Origin of the sequence: Erwinia pyrifoliae DSM 12163, assembly GCF_000026985.1 — a bacterium.
Classification (GTDB): domain Bacteria; phylum Pseudomonadota; class Gammaproteobacteria; order Enterobacterales; family Enterobacteriaceae; genus Erwinia; species Erwinia pyrifoliae.
On record NC_017390.1, the window covers coordinates 3,916,910 to 3,937,238 of the forward strand.

General features: G+C 55.6%; 10 protein-coding genes and 2 pseudogenes. All 12 read right to left on the reverse strand.

Annotation, left to right across the window (positions count from 1 at the left end; genetic code table 11):
- Window positions 1–2: 2 nt before the first annotated feature.
- The 12 genes and pseudogenes from EPYR_RS17920 to EPYR_RS17975 all read right to left on the reverse strand — a co-directional run bounded on the left by EPYR_RS17920 (window position 3) and on the right by EPYR_RS17975 (window position 20,320).
- Window positions 3–4,070 carry a cellulose biosynthesis protein BcsC gene (locus EPYR_RS17920; RefSeq protein WP_014539881.1) on the reverse strand — a complete coding sequence of 1,356 codons (4,068 nt, stop codon included), beginning with the start codon at window positions 4,068–4,070 and terminating at the stop codon, window positions 3–5.
- Window positions 4,067–6,517, reverse strand: coding sequence for a cellulose biosynthesis cyclic di-GMP-binding regulatory protein BcsB (gene bcsB / locus EPYR_RS17925; protein ID WP_015899180.1), 2,451 nt, complete (start codon window positions 6,515–6,517; stop codon window positions 4,067–4,069). Before bcsB ends, EPYR_RS17920 begins: the two co-directional genes overlap by 4 nt.
- A complete protein-coding gene (gene bcsA, locus EPYR_RS17930) occupies window positions 6,514–8,613 on the reverse strand; it encodes a UDP-forming cellulose synthase catalytic subunit (protein WP_014539883.1) in 2,100 nt (699 codons plus the stop codon). Before bcsA ends, bcsB begins: the two co-directional genes overlap by 4 nt.
- 87 nt (window positions 8,614–8,700) lie before the next feature.
- Window positions 8,701–9,498 carry a cellulose biosynthesis protein BcsQ gene (gene bcsQ / locus EPYR_RS17935; RefSeq protein WP_014539884.1) on the reverse strand — a complete coding sequence of 266 codons (798 nt, stop codon included), beginning with the start codon at window positions 9,496–9,498 and terminating at the stop codon, window positions 8,701–8,703.
- Window positions 9,489–10,139, reverse strand: a complete 651-nt coding sequence (gene bcsO, locus EPYR_RS17940) for a cellulose biosynthesis protein BcsO (RefSeq protein ID WP_015899181.1) — start codon at window positions 10,137–10,139, stop codon at window positions 9,489–9,491. Before bcsO ends, bcsQ begins: the two co-directional genes overlap by 10 nt.
- Window positions 10,140–10,752: 613 nt before the next feature.
- A pseudogene (dppF, locus tag EPYR_RS17945) lies at window positions 10,753–11,755 on the reverse strand (dipeptide ABC transporter ATP-binding subunit DppF).
- On the reverse strand, window positions 11,745–12,731 hold the full coding sequence (gene dppD / locus EPYR_RS17950; protein WP_014539889.1) for a dipeptide ABC transporter ATP-binding protein: 987 nt from the start codon (window positions 12,729–12,731) through the stop codon (window positions 11,745–11,747). The pseudogene dppF and the gene dppD overlap by 11 nt, the downstream one beginning before the upstream one ends.
- A gap of 8 nt (window positions 12,732–12,739) precedes the next feature.
- Window positions 12,740–13,642, reverse strand: coding sequence for a dipeptide ABC transporter permease DppC (gene dppC, locus EPYR_RS17955; protein WP_014539890.1), 903 nt, complete (start codon window positions 13,640–13,642; stop codon window positions 12,740–12,742).
- 9 nt (window positions 13,643–13,651) lie between these two features.
- Window positions 13,652–14,671: a dipeptide ABC transporter permease DppB gene (gene dppB / locus EPYR_RS17960; RefSeq protein ID WP_014539891.1), complete on the reverse strand. Its 1,020-nt coding sequence runs from the start codon at window positions 14,669–14,671 to the stop codon at window positions 13,652–13,654.
- Between the two features lie 204 nt (window positions 14,672–14,875).
- Window positions 14,876–16,487 (reverse strand): annotated as a pseudogene (gene dppA / locus EPYR_RS17965) (dipeptide ABC transporter periplasmic-binding protein DppA).
- Window positions 16,488–17,913: 1,426 nt separating this feature from the next.
- Complete coding sequence (gene eptB / locus EPYR_RS17970) at window positions 17,914–19,581, reverse strand: kdo(2)-lipid A phosphoethanolamine 7''-transferase (protein ID WP_014539896.1); 1,668 nt, start codon at window positions 19,579–19,581, stop codon at window positions 17,914–17,916.
- A gap of 310 nt (window positions 19,582–19,891) precedes the next feature.
- Entirely contained in the window at window positions 19,892–20,320 is a 429-nt protein-coding gene (locus tag EPYR_RS17975; RefSeq protein ID WP_014539897.1) for an organic hydroperoxide resistance protein, read from the reverse strand.
- Window positions 20,321–20,329: the final 9 nt, after the last annotated feature.

Here is a 20,329-nt window from a genome sequence, read left to right on the forward strand (position 1 = left end):
GCTTATTTGCCTCCCAGCATGTAGCGCAAGTAGAGTTGTGCCGTAGTTTCGTTATAGTCACCAAAGGTGTCATAGCCAAGCTGGCCGCCAAGGGTGACGTTTTTGTTAATTTTGTAGTCTGCACCAGCATGAAGGTTATAGCCGATACCGCTTTTACTGCTTCCGCTGAAATACGCTTCTTTGGCGTAGCCCGCCGTGACCATTTCCTTCAGCAGTGACTGATCATCATCATTATTCGGGAAGTAGGCGCTGCTGTTCTGAGTATAGGACTGATAACCCACCGACCCACCCAGCTTGACGCTTAAATCGTCGTAAGTCTGCGAGAAGTCCACCGGTAACGACACGCTGATATAGTCCTGCGGGCTAAAGTAGCCGCCCTGCCCGAAGCTGAAGTTGCTGAGATTTTTTGAGAAGTCCATCCAGCTGATGTTAATCCCGGTTTTCAGCTCGCGATCGCGATAGTGAAACGGCCGCACATAAGCCCCGGCGTTAGCCATCAACGAGGTGTTGCCGGCAACGTTTTCACCGATATAGCTGTAACCACCCGCACCCGCGTAAAATCCGGCATCACCATCATCATAGCTCAGTAACGCGTTACCCCCGTTTTTGGTTACCCGCCCCCAGCTCTTGCCAGAGTACTGATCCTTCACGCCAACATAGGAGAGCAGGCTATCGGTCACCGCACGACGTTCACCGGTCAGGATCAGCGTCAGGTAGTCGGTCAGTTTCGGCGCCCATTTGATCCCTCCGACCAGGGTACTGAGTTGCTGGCCGAGCGGCGTACTGCCAAGGTCGATGCGGTAACCGTCGCCGCTTAATGCCAGGTTCAGCTCCACGCCGGAGGCCGTCTGCGAATCTGAGGCGTCACTGCTCGCGCTATCGACGTTAGCTTTACGCGATGAGGCCGCCAGGTAATTTTTGAGCGCGGTGTTATTATTGATCGCGTTGAGATGGCTCAGCCCGCCGTGAGTAAACGGGTTGTAGTCCGCTGCGTTAATCCCATCCAGGTTATCCAACGCGGACGCGACATCAGGGTTAGCCGCATTGAAAGCATCCACGCCGTTCGTATTGCCATTTGCGCTGTCCGTGGCACGCAACGTTTTAAGGTAATCCTGTTCGTTCTTAATGTTCTGGATCTGATTGGCTACCGCAGCGCCTGCCGCCCCGGTGCCCAGTCGGCGATAGGCATCGCCGCTGGCGCTGCCCGCGCTTAGCGTCATCGGCGTCACGGTGAACTCGACGCGCGCGTCATTCAGCGGTGCGCTGGACCAAGTGAGCGGCGCTTTGGCTTCGTTCAGCTTACTCAAGCCATCTTCACCATCGCGGCCACGGATTTGTACCCCTGCCTGCGCCCAGGTGCCGGTCTCGGCCTGCAGGGAGTCCATCATGGTATCGATCTGGCGTAACGTCTGACTTTGCGTGTTAGCAACTGGCGACCCGCTGCCGGTCACGTTGACGCCATCAATATTGCGGTCATCACGCGCATCCGTTGCCTGCTGCCACGGCATGGCGTTGCCATAGATCGACGGTGACGGAGCGGCTGACGGCGTGGTGCGGTTGATAAACGGGTTATCCGCCAGCGCCAGACCGCCAATGGCCACCGGGCGACCCACCTGGCTACCTTGCAGGCCGATCATTTTGCCTTTCGCGCTGCGCAGATAGCTTAGCGCCTGGCTGCGGTCGCCTTCTGCTTCTGACACACGCGCCATTAACACCAGGCGCTGCGGTGACGGTTCACCACGCAGACCCGCAACCAGCGCGTGCGCTTTCGCCACGTCATTCAGCGCCAGCGCCGTATTGATCCCCCCTTCACGCGCCTGCTGATGCGCCGTATCACGCGTCATCAGGTAGTCGTAGACCACCGCCGCTTCTTTATTCATTTTGCCGGACTGATACAGACGCGCCATGGCAAACATCAGGTCGCTGTTCTGCGGATCCTGCTGCAGTGCGCCAAGCAACTTGTCATAGGCGGCGGCATACTGTTTACGTTCGCGCAGCTCATCCACCTGATTGATCAGCGCGCCGTTACGCAGTCCTGCCAGCTGCGCACCGCTGCTGCGCGACTGCAATTCAGGGTTGTTGATAAAGCTCTGTGCTTCCGCGCCCAGTCCGGCCTGATCCAGTACCGCCAGCTGTGCGGCATAATCCCCTGCATTACCCCGTACGCCGCGCTGCATATTGCTACGCACTACCGACACCGCCGTGGAGAGATCGCCAGCCTGCGCCAGGCCTGCCGCCAGGTTACCGGCATCGACGGGGTTGTCCGGGGGGTTGACTGCCAGCGCTCTCAGGGTATTGGCCGCTGCTGCCGGAGAATCCTGTGCCAGATAGCGCCGGGCAGCAGCCATCTGCTGGTTGAAGTTCACCCGCTGCACCAGGGTACGCATATCGGTGTTCTGGCTGCGGGGTGGGATGCGTGACAGCAGGCTCTGCGCCTGTGACCAGGCGCCGTTTTCGCTGGCAAACAGTGCGGCGGCATAAATTTCATTGCTGCCGGCTGCGGGGCGAAAAGCGGGCTGCATCAGGTCAGCGGCCGCAGCAGCATTGCCCTGCTGCTGATAAATACGCGCCAGGTCTAGGCGTAACCAGCCGTCGCCCGGAAAGCGCTGCAACCCCTGCTGCAGAATGCCGATCGCGCGCGGCGTATCGCCCGCCGCCAGCCGCTGTTGTGCTTCTCGCCGTAGCGGATCGCTGGTGGCTACCGGGCGCGTTGCCACCGCCTGACGGACGCTGGCCGGCAGTGAGGCCAGCAGCGTATTCGCTTCGGCAGTGCGGTTCTGCTGGTGAAGCACGTAGAACAGCCCCTCCTGTGCCTGGCGGTTAGCGGCATCAGTGGCCAGCACGGCGCGGTAAGTCTGCTCCGCCTGGTCCGGTTGATGATTAAGGCGCAGCGCGTCGGCACGGAACAGCTTTGCCGCCAGGCCTTTTTCACCCTCCGCCTGAGTCAACGGCGCGCTCAGGCTCAGCGCCTGTGCGCTGTCGCCGGATTTCAGCGCCTGCTGCGCGCTGGCTAACCGGGCGTAGAAACGCGCATCGTCCGCCTGCTGCTGCCGCTGCTGGCTGTCGTTGCCGCCGAGTTTTGCCGCACGTTGCAGGTATTCCGCCGCCTGGGAATAGTCACCGCTGCGCTGTGCGGCATAGCCAAGACCGGCCAGCGCATCCGCGTCTTGCGGGTTGTTCTGCAATACCCGGTCGAAGGCGCTCTGCGCGGCGGAGACATCGCCGTTGTTCAGCGCGCTGAAGCCCTGCCCTTTCTCCGCCGCGCTCACATTTTTCCGGTAGTAGTCCATCACCGCCAGATCCTGCGGATGGCGCTGCTGGAAATTCTGGTACAGCGGCGCATCGCCGGGCTGGGGGCCAAGCCACAACAGCGCCTGGCGCAGAGAACGGTCAGCATCGGCATTGCCGTCCGCCAACCCTTCCAGCAGCTGCAAACCCTCGCGCCGGGTGGCGTCCTGGTAAGTCAGGGCTTTACCGAGAGCCAGTTTCGCCGCGCTATCCTGCGAATGGCTGGCAGAGAACTGGCGCAGATTATCCACCGCCTGCGGCAGCAGGCTGCGGTCTCCGGCCATGGTCAGATAGTACTCCGCCGCCACGCTGGCCGGAGGCTGGTTGCCGCTGAAGGTATTACGCCAGGTTTGCAGCGCGGCATAGGTGTTGCCGCTGCGCGCCTGCTGGCGCGCCAGCGCCATCTGTGCTGCGGGCAGCGTTTGCAGTTGGCGGGCATTGTCCAGATCGACCAGGCGCGGATCCTGTGGGGAAACCTCACTCAGTCGGGCGCGCCATATGGCCGCTTCGCCTGCGTTGCCCCGTTGTTGCGACCACAGCGCCATCAGATACAGCGCCTGCGCGTTGCTGCCGTCAACCATCAAAACTTTCTGCAGCGCCTCATAGGCTAATTCGTCATGGGCTTTGTCATGCCAGTATCTGGCCTGGTCGAACAGCGCTTTCAATGCCGGATTGTTATCCAGCGCCAGCGCCGGCAACGCCATCATTGACAGCACAAGGCTGCTGCCAACCCGCCAGCAGGCACGCGTGCGGGAAGGGACGTGGGCAAGTTTGTTTTTCATTTTTCTTGATTCTCGTCAGAGGGACGGGATTTGCCCTGAGGATGCAAACGACGCCACGCATGGCGCTCCAGCAGAACCCAGGCGCTCACACCGACGATGGCTGAACAAAACAGGGCCAGCAATGACAGCAGCACCGCATGCTGGTTGGCGTACCACACCACCATCATGTACCAGGGTATTTCACCGCTCGGAAACTGTGCGCCGACGCGGAAGCTACGAATGCCGTTTTCATCGGTAATGATCGCCGTGTCGCCGCGTATACCGGCGTTAATTCGCATGGAAGTCATGTCGTTATGCAGCCGTGACAGCTGTTGGTCGTCGGTCGCCACGGCCATCACCACCAGACGGCTACTACTCCACGGTGAGCGATAGCTGATAAAACCACGCCATTCCTCGTTCGAAGAGAGATAACGGTCTGCGTTCAGCGTCTGGCGATACCAGTCACCGTTCAGCCAGCCGCGCAGCTTATTCAGCATACCGGGAACTTTGACGCCGAGCGTGTGGTCATTCAGCGTGTACGGGGAGTCGGCCAGCATCTGCCGGTTAAATTCGCTCTGATCCAGCGTGGAAACCGCCAGAATATCGCTATTTACCAGCCGTTCACGCAGCGCGCCGCCGGACGGAATGCCAAACATCACGCGATTGTGCAGCAGCGCTACGCCGGTGGCATTACCGGAACGGCCCGCCATATCCAGCAGGGTGCTGATTTCGCCATCAGATGGCTTTTCAGGCAGCATCAGCACGGTCTGCGAGTAGTCGGCAAGGCGGGAGAACGGAAAAGACGCGCCGACGAAATAAGAGAGATTTGGCAGCAGCGTAAAATGACGGGTATGGCTGAGATCGATAAAAGAGTTGTCTTCAATACGGCTCTTGATGTTGTTGTTGGCCAGTACGCTGCAGGGGGCGTTGGCTTTTGGCTTGATGTTGAAATAGAGCTGCATCTGGTTGTCACCGTATATCAGATACGGATCCAGTCTTAGGGTATATTGCTCCAGACGGGCATCACTGCCGAGACGGTGCCAGATATTCTCCAGCAGGCCGACCTTGTTCACCGTCAGGTTGCGCAGAAAAGTCCCGTTCAGCGTGACGTTCAGCAGCGAGTTATCTTCATCAATCCAGCTTTCTGACGGGAAGCGGTAGTTCAGCTGGACCGGAATGCTGTCGCCGTCCCACAGGAACAGATCCGGGGGGGCACGGAAGTTGACGCGTAGCGCATCGTGCCAGATTCCGGTCGTGGTCAGGCTCTGATCCTTGCGCAGCAGCTCGCTAAGGCGCACCGGGCGATTGGTATTGATCCAGCGCGGGGCATCATACGGCTGGCGCAGCGGTATATCCTGGTTGGCTACCGCCAGTTGAGGAGCGTCCAGCTCCAGCGGTTGCAGCAGACGCCAGGCGGCCTGACGCAGCGCTTCGTCATCCTTACCGATGACCAGCAGCAGCTTGTACACCGGGTTGTCCGGGTTGTCGATAATTTGCAGTAACGGCCCTGCGGCGGCAGGCAATGTCAGGCTGCCGATTTTCTCGCCGGGCTGACCAAATACCACCCCATTTTGTTCGGGCAGCCGGCCGCGTGTCACCGGGAAACTGACGCCGCGATAATCGGCCTGAATTCCCATCCAGGATGCCAGCACCGCCGCCGCGCTGACGCCTCCCGAAGTGACGTTTTGACCAAAGGCCATGGTCACGCTGGCCTGGCTCATCCGCAGCGGATCGATAAACGGACGCGGGAAATGAAGCAGGCTGTTACCGATATTCAGCCGCTGCCCTTCAAGCGCCAGCGTGGATTGCGCCAGGATCGTCACCTGATATAACCGCGCGCTGTCGCGCTCACACATCAGCCGATCCGCATCGTTAAGTTTGAAGCTCAGATTGTTGCGGGAAACCACCATCGCCGCCGGGATCTCCAGTGCGTAATCCTGGCTGTTGCTCTCCGTCGCGCTCAGCGGCAGCGTACCGAGCGGCTGGCCATTCAGCATCAGTTGCAGCGAGGCATTGCGCGCGGCCAGCGCCTGCGACACCTTCAGCGACAGGTTGAGCTGCGCATGTGTGACCACCTCGTCGTTCGGCAGGGTGAAGATAATGCCGGACTGCAGCTGCCCCCCGTTAAGGGTAATCCCCTGCTTCTGCCCCATGCCGGCCACGCTGATGGTGCTGGAAGTCGGCTGATTTAGCACGGCCATCGGCGTAGCAGGCAGGTCATCTGCCACGGCAGGAAGGGGCGGCAGCCCCTGTTTATTTCCCGCCGCCGCGTCATACGCACGATCCTGCTGCGGATCGTTGCTCGCCGGAGACGCCGTTGGTGCAGGCGCAGAGGATGTGACATCTGCCGGCGGGGGAATATCGGCCAGCGCGGCGCTGTCGCCGATCGCGCTGGTCGGTTCTGCCTGAGCGCTCCCCAAGGTGAGCGCCAGCCACAGCCACAGCGTGCGCGCGATTGATTGCTTCATGCCGCGCCATCCTCTTTCGTTTGTGCCTGACGTTTTTTCTTCGCGCGGCGGTCTGTCCATGACAGCCAGAACAGTTCAAATACGGTGCGAACAATGTTGAGCAGCGAACGTAGCGGGTTATCTTTGTATGGCTGCGGATTCAGCCACGCATCGGCGCGCGACAGCACCACGCGCACCAGCTCACGCCGCCGCGCCAGCGGCATTTCCTCAAACTGCAGGCGGATAACACCGTCTTTCGCGTCGACATACTGCACCGGAATCGAGATGGCGGCAGCGTGCAGAATCACATCGATGGCTTCGATATCGTCAGTTTCGTGGCGCAGATCCGGCGCGCGTATCTGTGCGCCGCCCATCGACAGGTTGATGGTATGAGTGCGTGATGAGATGCCGCTGGCATAGTGCACAATCGCCGGCAGATCGGCATCAATGCGGATAGTTTTACGTACCTGTTTAGTTTCACGCGCGACGGCAATCGCCGCCATCAGAATAATCAGGCTGAAGGTCGCCCAGCCCACGTTGAGTGCAATCACGTATCGGTCAACGCCGAAGTAGTCCTGTGCCGTGGCGCGCACGATGCCGCTGACCACGCCGGCAAACAGTAACAGGGCGCAAATGACATGCGGGCGCACGATGTTAAAGTCGAAGAAACCGACGTCGAGCAGACCGCCTTTATCCGTCACGTTAAATTTGCCGTGCCTGGGCGAAATCATCGTCAGCAGCGTGGGGATAACCAGATGGAACGCCATCACCGTTTCGTATATTTCCCCCCAGAAGCTGGCGCGGAAACGGCCATTCATGCGGGCATTAACGTACAGCGACATCACCAGATGGGGTAACACGTAAGCAAAGATCAGGCTGGCCGAGGAGTGAATAATATTCAGGTTAAACAACAGGTAAGCCAGCGGGGCCATCAGGAAAACCACGCGCGGCAGGCCGAACTGGAAATGCAGCATGGCGTTGAGATAGCACAGGCGCTGCTGCCATTGCAGACCACGGCCCAGCAGCGGGTTATCGACGCGGAATATCTGCGTCATGCCGCGCGCCCAGCGGGTACGTTGAATGATGTGCAGACCCAGGCGCTCGGTCGCCAGACCGGCCGCCAGCGGGATAGCCAGGAAAGCGGTTCCCCAACCCCGGCGCTGCATCTTCAGCGCGGTATGCGCATCCTCGGTCACCGTTTCTACCGCAAAACCGCCAATTTCCTCCAGCGCGCTGCGGCGAATAACCGCACAGGAACCGCAGAAGAAGGTGGCATTCCAGTTATCGTTACCCTGCTGTACCGGGCCATAGAACAGCGCCCCTTCATTGGGGATCTCACGCGCCGCTTTCAGATTACGTTCAAAGGGATCCGGCGAATAGAAGTAGTGCGGCGTCTGTAACAGCGCCAGCTTATCGTCTTTCAGGAACGCCCCCACCGTTGCCTGCAGAAAAGTACGGGTCGCAACGTGGTCACAGTCAAATACGCAGATCAGCTCACCCTGTGTGAGTTGCATGGCGTGATTGAGGTTACCGGCTTTCGCGTGGCTGTTGTTATCGCGGGTAATATAGCCGACGCCAGCGTCGGCGGCGAAGCGCGCAAACTCACTGCGTTTACCGTCATCCAGCAGGTAAACTTTGACCTTATCCTGCGGATAGTCGATGCACTGCGCGGCCAGAACGGTATCGCGTACGACATCGAGGCTTTCGTTGTAGCTGGGAACATAAACATCAACCGTGGGCCACAGGCTGACATCGTCCGGCAGCGGTTCGATGGTGCGTTTAAGCGGCCATGATGTTTGCAGGTAACCGAGGATTAAAATAAGCCAGACATAGAGTTCAGCAATAAATAAGCCGATACCCAGAATCGCTTCCACTTCAGAATTAAAGTGCAGCGTTTCCGTGGCTCGCCAGTAAATATAGCGGGTCGACATCAGCGAGGAGAAGACAACCATCACCAGGGAAATTTTTTTGCTTTTGCTGAAGCCTAATAGAAACAGCAGGGCGATGGAAATCAGGCCAAAGATATATTGCTTTTGGCTATCCATAGGAACAATCACAATGACCACAGCGAGCGGGAACAATATCAGCAACAACAGATAAAACAGGACTTTATTCATAAGTCATCCTGGAAGACATCTCGTTATCATAGGTGACAAACTTGCCACACGTCTTCGGGCCTCCCTGCCCGACAATAAATTCGCCAGCTACGGGCTATTTAACGGAGCGTGCATTTCCCCGTTACCGACTTTGATATCAAGCAATGCCATAAGGCGATGACCGATCAGTTCAATATCAAAGGCCGCAGCGGATACCGGATTAAATTCAAAAACAGACTGTTGTGACGCGTTAGCTTCTGCCACGCTTTCATCCCGGTTTACCACGCCCAGTAGCTTTTCGCCGAGGCGTTGCTGCATAAAGGCGGTCACATCACGGCTGATATGTCGGCGGTTGTCAGCCTGGTTAAGCACGAAGGCGTGACCGGCACGTTGATTCAGCACGCCGCCGATCATTTTTTCATTTTCAATCTGTGGCAACAGCGCCAGCGAGGCGGTATCAGCCAACAACACCACCAAATGCACATCAGCCAGCGCCGTCATTGCTTTTAAGGCCGGCCCCGGCCCCGGTGGAAAGTCGGCAATAACGATCAGCCCCGGATAGTTGAGAACCGTGTGCAGACCCCGGGCAATGAAGTTAGCGTCTTTGGTCAGCCGATCTTCAAAATCAAGGCGCTGTTCCTCTGTGACTTCACCGTAAGGTAAGACAAAAATATTGCCGTCGGTAGTGAGGATAGATTGACTCCAGTCAGATGACTGCGTCGATTTCGCCACAAAACCACGACTGTCAGACAGCGGTACGCCAAAGTGCAGGCGCAAAGCATTCTGTACGTCAAAGTCGATAGCCAGCACTTTACTGCCGCCGCGAGCAAGAGCGTGGGCGAGGTTAGCCACCAGGGTGGTTTTACCCACTCCGCCTTTAGGTGAGCAAACACAAACTAACGGCATGAGGCAATTTTCTCCAGCAGGGGGGATAACAACGTGTCTTTGGACAAAGCACCGGGCGGCGATGCAGCGGGGGAACGGAATAGCTGACTGCTGCCGGGGATGATCCGCGCCGCAGCGATCTCTGGCCAGGCTGCGGCGGAGGCAGACGGGATGGTCGGAGAGTTATCCGCAGCCGGTGGGGGTGACTGAACCGTGCCCAGCTGCTGCAACAGCGTTAATCCAGAAACGGCGGCAGGCGGGGCTGCGGGCGCGTCTTCGTTAACTTCCACTTCAACAGCCTGTTGCACTGCCAGCGAAGCAGCCTCAGTCGATGGTAAAGACGCAGCAATACTGTCCAGCAGCGTTGCACCGACCTTATCTGAAGCCCCCGGCGCAGCAGCAGTGAATGGCCGGCTGCTGAAGGGCTGCAGCGGTTTTTCACTGACCGGGCAAGCCGTAAAGGCAGCAGGCCCCACCGCCTGCGGGACATCAATTCGTGGGATGTCATCCAATATTGACCCTGCACCTTCGTCCGCAAGCTGTTTAATCAACCGCCAGGGGCTATTTTTGGCATTAAAAAAATGCTCGGACATGTCTTTAAAATCAATTGTTTTTGTTTGTGTTTTTTCTTTAAAACGCTGCAGGTCATCATAACTTTTCATCAGTATGATCGCCCAAGGTAGGAAATTTGGCACGAATGTAACACAACAGCGACAATAAGACATAATGCTATATAAGATTATTCTTACAACTTGAGAGTAATCCCATTGAAAAAAATCATTAAGAATAACCGACAGCCGGTAATTAATTTATTTAATGACGCCAATTATTTTAAACAAAACGGTGGCATTAATTAGCCACGTTATTCCATGGCGTTACAATATCCTGATTGATGTTATTAGGATGCTTAAAAACATTTACCTTTTTTTTCCACATCTCATTTCCCTTTTCTTTATCTCACCATCCGCTGTTTTCCCCGACTTATTGATAAATTTGCCGTGACAATCGGCAAAGCTCCTCAATCTAAATGAGTTTCACTGCCAGAGAGCAACCGGACAGCATCAGTAACCGCCAGTCTGCTGTTAATACAGCTGAGCAGCCGTGGAGGAATCATGCATTTTCCTTAAGCATGTCACGCTGTCTGTCAGGCAAATGGGCAAAAACGCGGGGGAATGATAAATAAAATCACTGTTCAGAACGGAGGATGGGTAAGAACGTGGCTGACTGCCGGACCGTGTGACGATAAGGGGGCAATAAGCGCCCCCCATGCAGCATTCAGGGTAACCGACCTTCGTCCTGCTCGACGGCAAAACAGGCGATCTGCTGGCCATCGAAGTTTTGCAGCTGAGGCTGCAGCTGTACACAGGTGCCAAAGCGGCGGCGACAGCGCGCATTAAACGCACAGCCGGGCGGTGGATTGAGCGGGCTTGGCAGCTCTCCGCTCAGTTTAATGCGCTCGCGGCGTCGATCCGGGTTAAGGCGAGGCGTCGCCGACAGCAACGCCTGCGTGTAAGGGTGGCGCGGATTGGCAAATATTGCTTCCTTGCTGCCCTTCTCGACGCAGCGGCCGAGGTACATCACCATCACTTCATCGGCAATATGCTCCACGACCGACAGATCGTGTGAGATAAAGATATAAGACAGGCCAAGCTCCTGCTGCAGATCCATCATCAGGTTTAGCACCTGCGCACGCACCGAAACGTCCAGCGCCGATACCGGCTCATCGGCAATCAGTACGTCCGGGTCAAGCATTAACCCGCGTGCGATGGCAATACGCTGCCGCTGGCCGCCGGAGAACATATGCGGATAGCGGTCGTAATGCTCGGTTTTCAGCCCCACCTTCGCCATCATCTCCAGCGTTTTTTCCCGGCGTTCGGCACGGGTCAGGCGGGTATTAATCACTAAAGGCTCTTCAAGGATCTGACTGACCTTTTTGCGCGGATTCAGCGACCCGTAAGGGTTCTGGAATACGATCTGGATTTTCTGACGGCGCAGTTTCTCTGCCTGCGGATCGGGCTGCAGCAGATCCTGCCCCTGATAAAACAGCTGACCTTCGGTCGGGGTTTCGAATCATGGTCAACAGGCGGCCAAGCGTGGATTTACCGCACCCGGATTCCCCCACCACCGCCAGCGTTTTACCGCGCTCCAGGTCAAACGATACGCCATCAAGCGCTTTCACCAGCTGCTGCTGACCAAACAGCCCTTTTTTCACCGGGTAGTGCTTTTTCAGATCGATGGCCTGCATCAGCAGGGTCGGTTTATCGTGTTCAGGCTTCATAAGAGGGCCTCCCGGCATCGTCCAGAGGGAAATGACATTTGGACTGACGCCCGGCAATATCACGCAGAGGGGGTTCTTCGCTACGGCAGCGATCTTTGGCATACGGGCAGCGTGGGTTCAGCAGACAGCCGTTCGGACGGTCATATTTGCCGGGCACCACGCCAGGCAATGACGCCAGCCGTGCTTTATCGGCGGCAAACTCCGGCAGTGCACGCAGCAGCGCCTGGGTATAGGGATGACGCGGGGCGTTGAAAATATCCCGCGCTTTACCGGTTTCCACCACCTGGCCCGCGTACATCACAATGATATGCTGCGCCGCTTCTGCCACCAGCGCCAGATCGTGGGTGATCAGGATCAGCGCCATATTCTCCTGGCGTTGCAGATCGAGCAACAGCTCAATGATCTGCGCCTGAATGGTCACATCCAGCGCGGTGGTCGGCTCATCGGCAATCAGCAGTTTTGGCCGACAGGCAATCGCCATCGCGATCATCACGCGCTGACTCATCCCGCCAGACAGCTGATGCGGGTAGACGTCCAGTCGCGAAGCCGGGTCCGGGATGCCGACCTGATTCAGCAGATCGATAGCGCGCTGACGACGGGTACGGCGGTTGCCGCCCTGATGCACCTTAATGGCTTCCATAATCTGGTAACCCACGGTGTAACACGGGTTAAGGCTGGTCATCGGATCCTGGAAAATCATCGCCACTTCAGAACCCACCAGCTGGCGGCGCTCTTTTTCAGAGATGCGTTGCAGGTCGCGCTGATTAAACATCAGCCGTTCCGCCATCACCTTACCAGGATAGTCAATCAGCCCCATGATCGCCAGCGAGCTGACGGACTTACCGGAGCCGGACTCACCCACAATCCCCACCACCTGGCCCTGTTCAACCTGGTAGCTGATGCGGTCTACGGCGCGGAAGGGTGCTTTTTCGTCGCCGAAATGCACCGAAAGCTTATCTACAGTTAATAGTGCCATCTCGCTGCCTACTGTTTGAGTTTCGGATCCAGAGCGTCGCGTAAACCGTCGCCCATCAGGTTAAATGCCAGTACCGTCAGCAGGATCGCCACCCCAGGGAAGGTGACCACCCACCAGGCACTTTGCGCGAACTGCAATACGTCGGAGAGCATGGTGCCCCATTCCGGCGTAGGCGGCTGCGCGCCCATACCCAGGAAACCCAGCGCGGCCATATCAAGGATGGCGTTGGAAAAACCGAGAGATGCCTGCACGATCAGCGGTGCCAGGCAGTTTGGTAAAATATTAACGAACATCTGGCGCAGCATCCTGGCCCCCGCCACGCGCGATGCGGTGACGTAATCTCGCGTCACCTCAACCAATACCGCTGCGCGGGTCAGACGGATATAGTGCGGCAGCGCCACAAAGGTTAATGCCAGCGAGGCATTGACGATGGACGGACCAAAAATGGCCACCAGCACCAGCGCCAGCAGCAGGCTTGGCAGCGCCAGCATGATATCCACCAGACGCATAATGGCGGCGTCAATCGCGCCGCCAACGTAACCGGCGATCAGGCCCAATATCACCCCCACTAACAGCGACAGCACCACCACCAGACAGCCGACCAGTAACGACAGGCGCGCACCGTACATCAGGCGCGACAGCACGTCACGACCCACGTCATCGGTGCCAAAGACATACTGCCAGCTGCCGCCTTCCTGCCAGGCCGGCGGGCGCAGCAGCGCATCGCGGAACTGCTCAGCAGGCGCATGCGGGGCCAGCACGTTGGCAAAAAGGGCGAAAACGATCATCACAACCACGTAAACCAGGCCGATGACGGCGCCTTTGTTACGCTTAAAGTAGTGCCAGAATTCCTGTAACGGGGTCATCGGCTTGGGTGCAGCATGGACGCTGCCTGGTTCCACAACAGACATGTTGGCCCCTTATTTCTTGTGACGGATGCGCGGGTTAACCACGCCGTAAAGCAGGTCAACCAGCAGATTGACGAGGATAATCAGCGTCGCTACCACCAGTACCCCGCCCTGAACCACCGGATAGTCGCGGCGCTGTAATGCATCGATTAACCAGCGCCCGAGGCCCGGCCAGGAGAAGATGGTTTCGGTGAGGATGGCTCCGGCCAGCAGCGTACCGACCTGCAGCCCGATCACCGTGACCACCGGCAGCATGGCATTGCGTAGCGCGTGCACCACAATCACCCGTGTTGGCGTCAGCCCTTTGGCGCGCGCGGTACGGATATAATCTTCACCCAGCACTTCCAGCATCGCCGAGCGCGTCATGCGCACAATCACCGCCAGTGGAATGGTTCCCAGCACGATGGCCGGCAGGATCATATGCATCACCGCATCGTTGAAATCGCCGGGTTCACCCCAAATCAGGGTGTCGATGAGCATAAACCCGGTTAGCGGCTGGCTGTCATCGAGGAACACGGTGTCGGCAATTCGCCCGGAGACCGGGGTAAGGTTGAGCTGCACCGACACCAGCATGATCAGCATCATGCCCCACCAGAAAATTGGCATTGAGTAGCCGGTCAGTGAAATGCCCACGGCGGTATGGTCAAAAATGGAACCGCGTTTGACCGCCGCCAGCACGCCAGCCGGAATACCGACGGCAATGGCAAACAGCATCGCGCAGATACCCAGCTCCAGCGTGGCCTTAAAGCGCGGTACGAATTCGTCCCACACCGGCACACGGCTCTTCAGCGACAGCCCCAAATCGCCATGCATCACGCCATTGATATAGGTGATGTACTGCTGCCAGAGGGGCTTGTCCAGGCCAAGCTGGGCCATCAGCTGCGCGTGGCGTTCGGCGGAGATACCGCGCTCGCCGACCATAATCATCACCGGGTCACCGGGGATCATATGCACGAACGCGAAGGTTAACAGGGTGATACCAATAAACGTCGGGATGACAAGCCCCAGACGTCGGAGTATGAATTGCAGCATATTCCGGATTCTCTTGTGTTTCCCGCCAGCCGTAACCGACAGAATTATTATTGCTCACATCTTGCGCGCAGTTATACCCGTGGGTAGTTAACCACTCGCGACGCGAAAAATGCGCCTTGACGACCGTTTTGCTCGATGGCAAGAAGGGCCGTATATCCCCGGCCCTTTGCAAAGGTGTATAGCCGGTATCACCCGGCTGACACATTATTCCTGGATATCGACGTTCTCGAAGTGATGTTTGCTCAGGGGATCAACAATATAACCCGATACTTTTTTGCTGACCGGCTCGTACACCGTCGAGTGCGCGATAATCAGCGCGGGAGCCTGCTCGTGCATCACCACCTGTGCCTGCCTGTAATATTCAATACGCTTGTTGTGATCGGCCTCGGCGCGCGCCGGCTGGATCTGCTCTTCAAACGGCTTATAGCACCAGCGTGAGTAGTTCGATCCGTCTTTGGCGGCAGCACAGCTGAACAGGGTGGCGAAGAAGTTATCCGGATCTCCGTTGTCACCGGTCCAGCCCATCATCACGGTCTGATGTTCACCGGCTTTGGCACGCTTCAGGTATTCACCCCATTCGTAGGTGACGATTTTGGCTTTGACGCCAATCTTCGCCCAGTCGCTTTGGATCATTTCTGCCATACGGCGCGCGTTCGGGTTATACGGGCGCTGTACCGGCATCGCCCACAGATCGAGAGTAAAGCCATCTGCCATGCCTGCTTCTTTCAGCAGCGCTTTGGCTTTTTCCGGGTCGTAGGCGTAATCCTGAATACTGTCGTTATAGCTCCAGATCGTCGGCGGGATCAGATTCTTCGCCGACTGGCCAGCCCCCTGGTAGACCGCTTCGATAATCGCTTTTTTATTCACCGACATCGTCAATGCCTGACGCACCTTCAGGTTATCCAGCGGTTTCTTCTCGGTGTTGAACGACAGATAACCGACGTTCAGGCCCGGTATCTGCATCAGGTTAATATTTTTTATCTTCCCGCATACGCGCCAGATCGGCCGGGTTCGGGTACGGCATCACCTGGCATTCGCCTTTTTGCATTTTGGCGTAACGCACTGCAGCATCAGGCGTAATGGAGAACACCAAACGGTCAATCTTTGGTTTGCTGCCCCAGAAATCCGGGTTGGCTTTATACAGGATGCGCGAATCTTTCTGATACTGCAGCAGCTGGAACGGGCCGGTGCCGACCGGATTGAGATCCAGCTTGTCCGGCGTACCGGCTTTCAGCATATTATCGGCGTATTCAGCGGAGAGAATCGATGCGAAATCCATACCGAGATCGGCAAGGAACGGCGACTCCGGGCGGGTCAGTTCGAAACGTACGGTAGCATCATCGACTTTGACGATTTTACTAATCAGCTTCGGCATATCCATGCCTTCAAAATACTCGTAGCTGCCGCCGGAAACCCCGTGATATTTGTTGTTCTTATCCAGCTGGCGCTCGAACGAAAACACCACGTCGTCGGCATTAACATTACGCGTGGGTTTGAATTCTTTGGTGGTCTGCCACTTCACGCCCTGGCGCAGATGGAAGGTATAGGTTTTACCATCGGCGCTGACATCCCATTTTTCCGCCAGACCGGGTTCAATTTCGGTTGTACCGACTTTGAACTCCACCAGACGATTGTAGATCGGCACCGAACTGGCGTCGTAGGTGGTACCCGATGTAAACAGCTGTGGGTTGAAACCTTCTGGCGAACCTTCAGAACAGTAAACCAGAGTTTTCGCCTGAACGCCTGTAGCGGTCGTCAGTGCAAGGGCGCTGAGAGCCACTTTCAGCATGCCGAATTTAGCCAGGGGAATACGCATTGTTATACTCCAGTAGTGGTGTGTGTTGTGTGCAGTACGCCGGCCGATAGTTTTTTTGGATGGCCTGTGCGTGTCGCCTTACGGCATCAGTAAACGGCGGGATCTGCTGTCTTCAGGTGGCCAGAAGTTTCCCATACCTTTTGTAATGAGGCTTCAATTTGTCAATTGTTGCAAGGAACGTCAATACGGGCGTCAGTTTTTTACTCAGAGTGTGTGAATCAGCAACAAAATATAAAAAAGCCATTAAGACCTTTCTCCAGCGGAAAGATCAACGCGTTAAGCCAAATAGCCAGTCTTAACAACTTTAAAAAGGCATATTGCTAGTGCATTACTCTGCGAATAAACGTGTGAAATAATCTGCAAACAGCGCCGTTACGCACGATAAACGGATATAAACCGCGCCATGACAGATAAAAACGCTGCACCGCAGAGATAAAAAATGGTCAACTTGCCGAAGTTGACCATAAGTAAAATGCGCAGCGAATTAAGTGGCTGAAGACTGGCTGCTGTCTCCAGATAGCTTAGTTAAGCGTTTCGTCCCCATCCAGGATGGGCACTTTTCCACAGCAGCTACAGATAAGACCGGGGGGGGAGATCCGCGTTTGGATTTACGGCTTATGCATAAGGCGTTAGTGGGGAACCACTTTCATCTATCCTGGTATATTTATACAAATACTTCTTTTTCTCTGCATTCCTCAATAACCGAAAGCTGTTTTGACAGAGATTCATATTTATTCGATTTGATCAGCAGACTTGTTTTTATTTCCATGTATTTAATTTTCTTACTAAAATCTCCCCGGGCCTTTTCCCACTTTATTTTTAAATTTACCTTTTTCAGTTTGCAGTCTACCCGCTAATTTTTAACTGAAAGCAGTTTATTTGCAAACTGGAGGCTTTTGTAATCTGTTATCGCGCACCTACAGGCTGAATAGGTACTGTGCAACAGATGTGCTCTCACAAAGTCTACGGGTGATGGTATCAAAAATGACATATAAAAAGTCACTTTTTCACTCGACGAATTATGTACGCTTTATTCACACTTTTAGTCATGCATCACTGCCGGGGTTTTCTGGCAGCTTAAAAATAAAGCGTGAAGGCTAATCAATATCTCTTATGGGTGAGTCTGAAATATTTCTGACAGCGCTACCGAATATATCACATCTCCTGTCAATAAATAAAACAGTTAATAGCCTGATGAAATAATAGCGTTAATCATATGAGTAAAAAGATAAAGAAATGGTGTTGCGCGTAGGGTTAAATAAGGCGCGAAATATGAATTTTTATCTCGCGGAAGGAATATGAGCCAGGCAATAGTCAGCACCTTTCATCTGCAACTATTGTCATTCCGGCACCATGAAAGGCAAGTCTGTATCAATATTTAGCGGGATGCAGGGGCCGCCGTTATGGTGCAAACGGCCCCTGGAGATTATGGTACGGCACACCAGTTATTAGCCGGGTTAATACCGCCATCGGGGGACGTGTAGCCGAGGCAGCCTAAAATGGTGTCAAACAGTTCAACATGGCGGTGGGTTTTACCCGCCCGCTGCTGTGCCTGCAGCTGCGCAAAAGCACGCTTGTTTTGCGCGTCGGCAAGATACTTATCCGATGCCCAGACGATCATCGGCACGCGGAATTGCTCCGGCGGTGCCATATTGCGCGGCGTACCGTGCAGGTGCATATTGTCGCTGATCGACTCGCCGTGATCGGCGGCATAAAACACAATCGCTTTCTTATCACGCAGTTGGTCAAACACGCTATCCAACATGGTGTCGACATACAGAATGGAGTTGTCGTAAGCGTTGATCAGCATCTCTTTGCTGCAGGTATCGTCCACGCCCATACACTCCGGCTGGTAGCGGGCAAATTCGCGTGGATAGCGCTGCGAATAGAGATAGTGAGAGCCTTTGGTATGCAGTATGACCAGATGTTTACCTTTGGCATGGTCATCTATTGATGACTTCAGTTCCGGTATCAGCAGCATATCGTCTACCGATTTACCCTGATTGCGTTGCTCTGAGCCAATCTGCTCGCGGAAGGCATAACTGCCCGCATTGGTATTGTTGTAAAACCACACTTCACTCTGCATCGCGTACAGGTCGGAACTGAAGCCCAGCGCTTTCAGCACCGCAAACACGTTCTTCTCATTGAGCGTGCGGGCCGGGTTATCCTCCGTTCCCCCTTCACGCACAAACATGCAGCGCAACGAGAGCTTGGTGGAGGTATCGCAGGACTCACCGCGAAACGCCACCAGATTCTTCTCCTTCGCCAGCTTCGGCGTGGTATCGCGTTCATAACCCAGCAAGCCCATATGATCCCAGCGCGTGGTTTCACCGATCACGAACACTACATAGGTATCATCCAACCCGTCAGGGGCGTGATAAGTAAACTTTTTCGCCGGATCGAACAGGTGATCGCTATCCATATGCTCGTCGTAGCTGGTGTAAGCAAGCAGCCCCAGCGCCGTCAGCCAGTTAGATGGCAGGTAGGAGTGTGCCACGACGCCGCCATAGCTTGGCAGGTCAATATTGGTCTGTTTTTCGTTGGCGCTTTGTGCCTTATCGAAATAACGGATAGGTAGCCAAACCAGCAGCACGGCCAACAGCAGCGTCAACAGGGGTTTCCAGCGCTGCCCCGGCGTTTTTATCTGTTCCAGAAGGGTCAGGCGCAGTCTGCTGCGCCAGATCGGTATCAGCGGGATAAGACTGATCGGCACCATCCACAGCACAAAGTGGTAGCCAACCACCTCTTTTGACAGGTCAGTATCGGTGGTCATCACCGAGGCGACAATGCCGTAGCCGATGACGACATTAAAGAAGGTCATGTAGTAACTGGCTGCGACGGAGATCACCACCACCAGGCTGACGGACACGCGCCAGAAGAGTTTCCCGCCTAATGACAGCAGGCGCAGCAGGAAGAAAGTCAGCAGCACGGTAGCCACAACTTCAGCCAGCGCGGACAGCCATTGCATGGTTGCAAACTTAGCGAGGAAGGGGTCAAAGCGACGATAGAAGACCGGAATATTCAAAAACAGCCCGATATAGAGAGCCAACAACAGCGACAGCTTTTGCTGAGTACATATTTTAATATAATTCATTCAACCTTAATCCTGGCCTAATCTGAACAATTGCTACACACCATCTGAACGCTAATCAGACCCTGGCTGGACACCAGAGTTCACCGGATTGACCGTTAAACCTCAGGAACAGGTATAAACAGAAGAATCTGATAACCAAGAGGAAGACGAGGTGACGTTGCAGGCCGCTAGTTAAACATACTTACGCCTGCGCGTCTGTTTACAGGACAAAATTAGCAATTTTGCGACAAATATAAGGACTTTCTGATTAAAGCAAGGAAGGTACACGCATCCGGGGCAGGCAGCCCCGGATTTATCACTTAACGCAGGCTTAGTTGATGATGTTCAACGTCACATCGATGTTGCCGCGCGTGGCGTTGGAATAAGGACAGACGATATGTGCCGCATCTACCAACTTTTGTGCTGCCGTGCTGTCCATACCCGGCAGATGAATATTCAGCGTGGCTTCGATACCAAACCCTGTCGGTAACGGACCAATTCCGACTTCACCTTCGATAAAGGCGTCTTTTGGCATGGTGAATTTATCGCGGCCAGCAACAAACTTCATCGCGCCGAGGAAACAGGCAGAATAACCGGCAGCAAACAGCTGCTCCGGGTTGGTTGCTTCACCACCTGCACCGCCCATCTCTTTTGGTACGCCGAGTTTGATGTCCAGCACGCCGTCGGAGGAAGTCGCACGGCCGTCACGTCCACCGGTGGCTTTTGCTTTTGCGGTATATACAACTTTTTCTAATGACATAATAATGCT